Here is a 954-nt window from a genome sequence, read left to right as displayed (position 1 = left end):
GCACGCAATTGATGAAGCGAATCAAAGGGTAAGCGCTTGCCGAGCACGTCCGAGAGGGCGCGGATGATCGCCCAGTCCTCGCGCGCGTCGCCCGGTGCGAAATTGGCGCGATTGCCCATCTGCACCCGGCCTTTGGTGTTCACCCAGATGCCCGACTTTTCGGTATAGGTGGCACCCGGCAGGATCACGTCGGCATTCGAGGCGCCATTGTCGCCATGCGAGCCGATATAGACCAGAAGATTGGTGCTCTTCCTGGAGAAATCGAGTTCGTCGGCACCGAGCAGGAAGACCACGTCCATGGTCGCGAGCTGGGTCGCGGCATCGACGCCGTTCTCGCCCGGCACGAAGCCGAGATCGAGGCCACCGACGCGGGAAGCGGCGGTGTGCAACACAGCAAGGCCATTCCATTCAGGCGTCAGCACACCCACCGATTCGGCGAGGCCGGCGACGGTTGCGAGAATGCCGCGGCCATCGGCGCGAGAAAGCGCCCCCTGGCCGATGATGATCATCGGCTTCTTGGCGTTCTTCAGCTTGTCGAGGAAGCTGCCATTGCCGGCGGCGAGATCATCGAGCGTGTCGGTGCCTGCGCCGAGATAGTCATACTTGTAGCGCAGATCCGCTTGTTGGCCGATGAGGCCGACTGGGAAACCGCCGCGGCGCCAGCGCTTGCGGATGCGAGCGTTGAGCACAGAGGCTTCGATGCGCGGATTGGCGCCGACGATCAGCAGCGCGTCCGCCTCGTCGATGCCGGCGATGGTCGGGTTGAAGATAYAGCTGGCACGGCCGTTCGACGGATCGAGCTGGGCGCCATCCTGGCGGCAATCGAGATTCTGCGAACCGAACGAGCGCACGAGTTCGGAGAGCGCATACATTTCCTCGACGGAAGCGAGGTCGCCAGCAACGGCGCCGATCTTCTCGCCTGATGTGGCGGAAACGGCAGCCTTGATGGTGGCA

The 954-nt window shown here is 63.5% G+C and carries 1 protein-coding gene; it reads right to left on the bottom strand.

Annotated features, from left to right (window positions below):
- Nucleotides 1-954, bottom strand: a 954-nt coding sequence (locus AC1D0P_RS26085) for a molybdopterin-dependent oxidoreductase (protein WP_477679375.1), incomplete at both ends; no start/stop codon positions are given.

Source organism: Polaromonas sp. P1_G2 (assembly GCF_056405515.1).
Note: the sequence above shows the minus strand (reverse complement) of the source record. Positions and strands in the feature narration are given on the sequence as shown.